Raw genomic sequence first — 6346 nt, 5'->3', positions numbered from 1 at the left:
GAAAGCCGCGCATCGAATCACATCTGCGCCGCCCCCGAAACCCCGGTCGATTCAAGCCGATCGGACACCGCTCTAGGATCGTCTCGGCATGGTGCACGAACGTGTTGGCGTTCGCGGAGCGGGTTAAAGGGTTCATGCGCATTCCATACCACGCCTCGCGGCGGCATCAGCGCGTCTTAGCCACGATCCAATCGATGATCGCGTCGGCGACCGCCCCGTTGTTTGCCTCCAGCATCATCATATGCCCATTGCCATGAATGCCATGTTCGGCGAGTGCGAGACGATCGGGCTTCGCGCCGGCTTGGGCCAGAAAGGCACTCGTGCAGTCGTCCATTGTCGCCCGGAACGATGCCTCCCCGGTAACGATGACAGCCGGCACCTTCGCTAGGTTAGGGAGTTGCCGCGCTGGCTCGGCCTGAAGCCAGCAGCGGATCTGGTCGGGTCGAACTGGCTGATCAGCTTGCACGACTGTCAAGTCGGCCGGGGAGTTCACGGGCGGCTCGAAGTGGAGTGGCGCACGAGTGATGCCGTAGGGCCGAGCGCGAGTCTCGCCAACCCGTTCGTACCAATCAGAGCCGCCCTTGAACTTGATGTCGAAAAAGGTCGGCCCATTCGGCTCAACGGCGACGTGCGCCTTAACAAGATCCGGCCGTTGGTCAGAAACGGCCCAGCCGAACACTCCCGCCTGCGAGTGAGTCAGAACGACCGAAGGACCGATCTTCTCCAACAGCGTGATGATAGCCGGGTTGACCAGCTCCTCGCTTTTCCGTCCATTCGCGATGTACGGCACCTGTGAGAGGTAGAACTGGTCAAAGGCGGCATTACCCTTCACGCCGGGGCCGCCGGGCCATTGGGTATGGAGCTTGGCCTGCGGGAAGAGTTCGAACCGCTCCTGACCGGTGAAGATGCTTTCCAAGTCGCTCGGCGAGAGTCGAGCGTAGGGCCCGTAAACCTCTGGGTTGTCGCCCGAACGGCCCCGGCCGACCTGATCGACGACGTAAACGGCAAAGCCGCGGTCGACGAAGTGATCCACCCATCCGCGCCGGCCATCGGGAGTACCGAGGAAATTAACCCCGGTCTGGGCCGTGCCATGCACCAGTAGAACAGGATATGGCTGAGCGACCTTGGCCGGGGCGTGGAACTGGACAAACATCTGCCCAGTGGCGAGTTCTTTCCCGTCGACGGTCTCATAGCGACCGCCGACGAAGAAGTAGCCCTCGCGCTGGGCCGGTTTGAAGGCGGCAGGCACATCAGGGATGACGGGAGCAGGCTCGGCAAGTGCCGTCACTGCGAGCCCAAACAGTGCGCAAGCCCCAAGTAGCGCTAACGTCCGCATCGACATCCTCCCGCAGACGTCTGGTGCGCCCTGTTGTGTATATCGGTGCGGAACGGGCCGGGTGTCTATGTGCGACTGGAAGTGCGGTTCCACCGGTCCCACGCGCCACCAGGCTACTTTGCAACATTATAGGGCTGCTGCGGCTCTCCGTGTCGAAGGCCGGCAGTCTCCCGAATAGCGCATTGCACGTTCGAAATGATTGGGTCGAGCGGGCTGATATCCTCATCATCATTGTTATCCTCCGGCAGGGCCGCGGCATCGCCGAGCCGTCCTTCTGCCAAGTGACCAGTTTGGGCCTGGCTGGCGCCGTAGGCTCCGCACTGGGGTGTTACCGGTAACGGTTCGGGTAGGGCGGTGGGTAACACCTCCCCGATAGCTCGCCGGGCGCTGACCCGGGTTCCATTCCGACGCCTCGATGTCGATCAAACCTACATCAGAAACTACCAGTAAGCCCTTCTGTCTCCAGCCAGTTACGGCTTTGCGGGACACCCCGCGCCGCCGGGCGAAGTCGGCTTGGTTGAGGAACTTTGGCCCGCTCGCGTCGCTCATCCCGGCTGTTACCTGTTACCTTGTTACCGGGTTTTTGGACCCTGCCGCTAGGAACATCGGGGGCCCCGACCACCCGTATAGGCGTCGGGATGCCAGGGTCCCCGCCGATGGCCGGCCGTAGCGGGAGAACTTGATATTAGTGAACGCCAAGGAGGTCTCTGAGGCGTAACGTTGTCTAACAACTAGCATTCGCAAGGCGAGGCGATATTCGACGAGGAAGGAAGTGGCAGATGACACGGTTCTTCGAGGAACGTGAACGCGCAGCTGAAATGCTTTTTGTTCGCAGTGAAGAAGCGCGGTTCCGAGTTCATGCTCAGGGGGTTCAATCCCTTGCGAACTATGCGGCTCAATCGCTCGGCGTCGATCACCAAAGCGCAGTCGCTTACGCTGACGAGTTGATGTCTTCGGTGATCCATGGAGCTAAGGACAATGAGTTGATTGAGCGGGTCAGGGCTGATCTGGAGGCAAACGGTGTTGCTGCCAACACAGCTGTTCTCGCTCAGCAGCTGAAGCAACCGCCAACTCAGAGGGTCTACGACGTTCATCGGGTGTGAGGCCGGGCGCTCGGCTCCCACCCATGACATTAATTGCTTTTTCGATCCGAGAACCTCCAGGTTATGAGCTTGGCGCGCTACTGGACTGCGCTATGCCACGTGGAACGTGCTCTGCCTTCCGATCCGTCGCCTGCTCCCAACGTCTGATCGCCATGGAGACGGATTTGAGCTCGATCGCGTCTCAGACGCCGCCAGTCTCCTCGTCCCCGATCATGGTTGTTCCCACCTCTACAAAGGGATCGTAAACGCTCTCGCCTGCGTGACCACCCGTATAGAGATCGATCTCCAGGATCACTGCTGTCTAGGACGAACATCCCATCGTGGTTTGCGTGCGGTCGGGAGGCCAGCAGCATTCTGCCAGAGCTGCCACATGATCTCTAATCGGTTCGAGCATCAGCGGAGGCGCTGGCAGACCCTGTTCCGCAGGAAGGCCATGGGTGACTTGTTTCGCGGGACCTACTGCTAAGACGCCTAAGTCCCCTGCTGGAACCCCGGCTCGCTTACAGGGCTAGCTTGTGCGAGCTTGACGTTATGTTGGGGCCTGAGAGCGGTTGAGTCTGCAATGCCGGTTACGAAGCGTCAGCTTGCAGCGTCACTCCTCAGCGCCTCGCATATCGAAGCCCGGGACACGATGGCTGGCTTCGTTCTGGAGGAAGCAGCCAAGTTTCTGGATGCACCGTTTGCAAACACCAGCGTGGCTGTCGTGCGGCAGGTTTGGGGTGCGCGGGGTATGGAGTTTCGGGCTATGGAGATCGAGGTCGCGGGGTTGCCCGATCTTCTCCGTGCTCTGAAATCCCTTCCTTCAGACACGCCGCTGGTACAGGAAATCCTGCGCTCAGGACCTCATACCCTGTACGTGTTTCACCATGGGGATGGATGCCAGATCGTTGGCGCCATCCTTCATGGCAGAGCGAATGTCCCGCTTCCCGACCCGACAGTGCGTAAGCTTAAAGGTCGAAGCCGTCGGGCTCGGCGTGCGATGGAGTCAAAGCAGCTCGATCTCTTCACCGCGGCCTTCGCTTAACGCGCCGCGGAACGTTCGAGGCGAACGATCGACCATTTCTCCGGAAGCCATCGCCCCCTCGGCACATTGCCTCAGAGTTGGCATGTCCCCTGAGGGAGACGTTCTCCCAGTTCCAATTCGGGAACGGCAGCTGCTCCAACCATTCCGATGGCTCGCCTAGGCTAAAAGACTTATCCTCCGGAAATCGTACCTGATATCGGTTTTTAGGCTTGTATCAATCATCGGCCTGCCGAATATTCCTAAATCGATACCATAGCCCGCTCCCTCATGGAGCCGTGGGCCGGGTGACTAGCCAGGTCAGTTCCGGGTCCCCGCGATACGCCGGACGGCACCGGCAACAAGCGGCTGAGTGAAGCCGCAGGAGTGGGAATGAACCCACAGACAACCGGTCATCAGGTCGATGTGCTGACCGGTTCGCTCCGCGTCAGACCTCGCAGGAGGTGAAGCGGCGAGTAAAGGCCGACCGCCTGACCCCGGCCTCCCCGACAGGGTTTCGTCCATCGATCTATGTAACCAGTACGGCAGGCTCCGGCACGTCAGGTTACAAGCTTCGTCGATCGCAGGCGAAGCTATGCCTCCCACCCAGCCCACCATCACATCAGGGACGCCAATTTACAGATCCTGCGGTCGATGCACGGATAGGAGATCATCTCATGCCGTCACCTCGAAGGAAGATTGCTCTCGCCTCCCCTCAACCACCTGCAGCGACAGAGCCCTACAAACCGACCCCCGCTGAAAAAGCCGCTCTTACTCGATATGTTGCTCGCGGCGCTCAAAGGCCGCCTGCTCGCATCCGCGTCGCCAAAGGGAAGGCTGGCATCTCTACTGGTCCGGACCATCCCGATCTCGGCACGGGAACGGTCAACCTTCTGAACGCGCTCGGCACGGCCAGCCTTCCGTTCATGAATGGCTTGCTGAGCCAAATCACCAATGTTGCGAGCCAGGGGCGGGAGCCCGATGAGGCGGGGATCAATTTCGTGCTTTCGGTCGTCGATGGGATCGAACCGCGGGATGAAGTCGAGGCTATGCTCGCCGTGCAGATGGCCGCGGTGCACCTGGCGACCATGACATTCGCGCGGCGCTTGGCACACGTGGAGAACCTTCCTCAACAGGAGGGTGCCGAGCGAGCGTTCAATAAACTGGCCCGAACCTTCACGACTCAGATTGAGGCGCTGAAACGATACCGTAGCGATGGCAAACAGACGGTCAGGGTCGAGCGCGTCACGGTCGAGGCCGGCGGGCAGGCAGTGGTCGGTGCGGTTAGCGTTCGATCCCCTGGGGGAGGGGGCTCCTAATAAAATCTGAGGGCAATCCCATGCACGGGCCGATGCACCTTTCGCCGAGGTGCGGAGCGAGGACACGCACCGGAAGTCCCTGCTGTTCCCCCGCAATGCCGAATGGCCGCTGCCGCATGCACGGTGGCGCTTCTCCCGGTGCACCGAAGGGTCCGCGCAATGGTATGTATCGACACGGGCGCTACACAGCCGAAGCAGTAGAAACTCGTCGCGAACTCAGCGAGTGGCTTCGTCTGATGCGGCGGGCTGCCGAAGGCGTTGGCTAATACGAGCCTCGGAACAGGTCGCCGGAGGCCTTACGCCGGAAAAGGGTTCGCCATCGACGACGTTGGTGCTCCGGCCGGTCATGGTTCATGTGACACCGTTGACAGAAGGCCGCGAGGTTCTTGTCCGTGTTGTTGCCGGTGTCGTGGTCGCGATGCGCGGTCGCGAGCACCACCCTGGTCGGGCGCAGGCGTCCAAGGTCCTCGAAGCTCGGGAGGCTTTGGAGAGTGTGCCCCCTTCCGTCACGCCAACAGCCGGTCGAGGCATCCCACCAGCGTCCGTCGCCCAAATGGTAGATCGTCTGCCCGTGCGGCCGTCCGCATCCCTCACAGGCACCTCCTGCCCGTCGGAAGCGGATCACGGCGGAGAGCTGCGGCCAGTCGATCGGGTAGTAGAAGCGGTGCTCACGCCGGATCGGCATCGCGATCAGGTCTCCCTGGCTGCGGCGGCAGCTTGGCTGCGTGCCCGGGCTTGGGGGAAGTAGCTGTAAAAGGTATCCCGGCTGACCCCGAGGCGCTGGGCGATCGCCGCGATCGAGATGGTACCGGATTGCAGCAGGGCGCGCCCGACTTCGAGATCGGCATCGGTGAGCTTCTTCGGTCGGCCACCCTTCCGGCCGCGGGCCAGGGCCGCCTTCAGCCCTTCCATCGTGCGCTCACGGTTCAGGTCGAGAAAGTACTCAGCCATGGCGCCGTGCATCTGCAAGGCGAAGCGACCATGAGCGGTGTCGCTATCAAACTGCTCGGTAAGGCTGCGAAAGTGGATCTCCTTCGTGCGGAGGCTGTCGATCGTGCGCATCATCTCGACGAGCGAGCGGCCGAGCCGATCGAGCTTCCAAACCACCAGCACGTCGGTGGGGCGTAGGTAGGCGAGGGCGGCATCGAACTCAGGCCGCTTGGTACCGGCCTTTCCCGACTTCTTCTCCTCGAACAGCCGTTCGCACCCGGCCTTGGTCAGCGCATCACGCTGGAGGTCGAGGTTTTGATCGAGGGTGGAGACGCGGGCATATCCGACGAGCATGTCGGGATATTGATTCAAGAACGTTTAATCTGCAATAGAAAACCAGTCATATTTTCCCGACAGAAACGGGGCTGTTTCTACGTGTGTCCCAAGCGCATCCAACGTTCGTCGGGAAAACGGTCGTTTTCCGTACCAGTCGCACCTTCTGCGCGTCACTTAACTCGGAAGCACACCATTCCGGATCCGATGCCGAAAGCGGACAAACGTTCAATCGTCCGCAACTCCATATTGCACTACCAATGTTGTACAACTAAAACGTAATCGCCTAAATATGTATATGAACCATCAGATATCTGCCCCTACA

Annotated in this window: 7 protein-coding genes; 4 read left to right on the top strand and 3 right to left on the bottom strand. The window is 60.7% G+C overall.

The genetic code is table 11. From position 1 onward, the window contains the following. Positions 1-166: 166 nt before the first annotated feature. Entirely contained in the window at positions 167-1336 is a 1170-nt protein-coding gene (locus AC0IXR_RS24625; protein ID WP_471762544.1) for an alpha/beta hydrolase, read from the bottom strand. A gap of 779 nt (positions 1337-2115) precedes the next feature. On the opposite strand from AC0IXR_RS24625, the gene AC0IXR_RS24620 reads away from it, so the two are divergent. The 4 genes from AC0IXR_RS24620 (at position 2116) to AC0IXR_RS24605 (ending at position 5024) form a co-directional block, all read left to right on the top strand. Then, a complete protein-coding gene (locus tag AC0IXR_RS24620; protein WP_471762543.1) occupies positions 2116-2439 on the top strand; it encodes an ATPase inhibitor subunit zeta in 324 nt (107 codons plus the stop codon). 562 nt (positions 2440-3001) lie between these two features. Beyond that, positions 3002-3463, top strand: a complete 462-nt coding sequence (locus tag AC0IXR_RS24615) for a hypothetical protein (protein ID WP_471762542.1) — start codon at positions 3002-3004, stop codon at positions 3461-3463. A gap of 653 nt (positions 3464-4116) precedes the next feature. After that, positions 4117-4758: a hypothetical protein gene (locus AC0IXR_RS24610; protein WP_471762541.1), complete on the top strand. Its 642-nt coding sequence runs from the start codon at positions 4117-4119 to the stop codon at positions 4756-4758. 20 nt (positions 4759-4778) lie between these two features. Continuing rightward, a complete protein-coding gene (locus AC0IXR_RS24605; protein WP_471762540.1) occupies positions 4779-5024 on the top strand; it encodes an HGGxSTG domain-containing protein in 246 nt (81 codons plus the stop codon). On the opposite strand, the gene AC0IXR_RS24600 is transcribed toward AC0IXR_RS24605, so the two are convergent. Both AC0IXR_RS24600 and AC0IXR_RS24595 read right to left on the bottom strand, forming a co-directional pair. After that, a complete protein-coding gene (locus AC0IXR_RS24600) occupies positions 5021-5443 on the bottom strand; it encodes a hypothetical protein (RefSeq protein ID WP_461225665.1) in 423 nt (140 codons plus the stop codon). The two genes, AC0IXR_RS24605 and AC0IXR_RS24600, sit on opposite strands and share 4 nt — an antisense overlap. Before the next feature lie 5 nt (positions 5444-5448). Continuing rightward, positions 5449-6042 (bottom strand): recombinase family protein, encoded by a 594-nt coding sequence (locus tag AC0IXR_RS24595; protein ID WP_461225737.1) that lies wholly within the window; start codon positions 6040-6042, stop codon positions 5449-5451. Between the last annotated feature and the right edge of the window lie 304 nt (positions 6043-6346).

Source organism: Methylobacterium sp. AC832 (genome assembly GCF_979256025.1).
Note: the sequence above shows the minus strand (reverse complement) of the source record. Positions and strands in the feature narration are given on the sequence as shown.

Coding starts and splice junctions, on each gene's coding strand:
- AC0IXR_RS24620 (WP_471762543.1), top strand. CDS start 2,116: ATGACACGGTTCTTCGAGGAACGTGAACGCGCAGCTGAAATGCTTTTT.
- AC0IXR_RS24600 (WP_461225665.1), bottom strand. CDS start 5,443: ATGCCGATCCGGCGTGAGCACCGCTTCTACTACCCGATCGACTGGCCG.
- AC0IXR_RS24610 (WP_471762541.1), top strand. CDS start 4,117: ATGCCGTCACCTCGAAGGAAGATTGCTCTCGCCTCCCCTCAACCACCT.
- AC0IXR_RS24595 (WP_461225737.1), bottom strand. CDS start 6,042: ATGCTCGTCGGATATGCCCGCGTCTCCACCCTCGATCAAAACCTCGAC.
- AC0IXR_RS24605 (WP_471762540.1), top strand. CDS start 4,779: ATGCACGGGCCGATGCACCTTTCGCCGAGGTGCGGAGCGAGGACACGC.
- AC0IXR_RS24625 (WP_471762544.1), bottom strand. CDS start 1,336: ATGCGGACGTTAGCGCTACTTGGGGCTTGCGCACTGTTTGGGCTCGCA.
- AC0IXR_RS24615 (WP_471762542.1), top strand. CDS start 3,002: ATGCCGGTTACGAAGCGTCAGCTTGCAGCGTCACTCCTCAGCGCCTCG.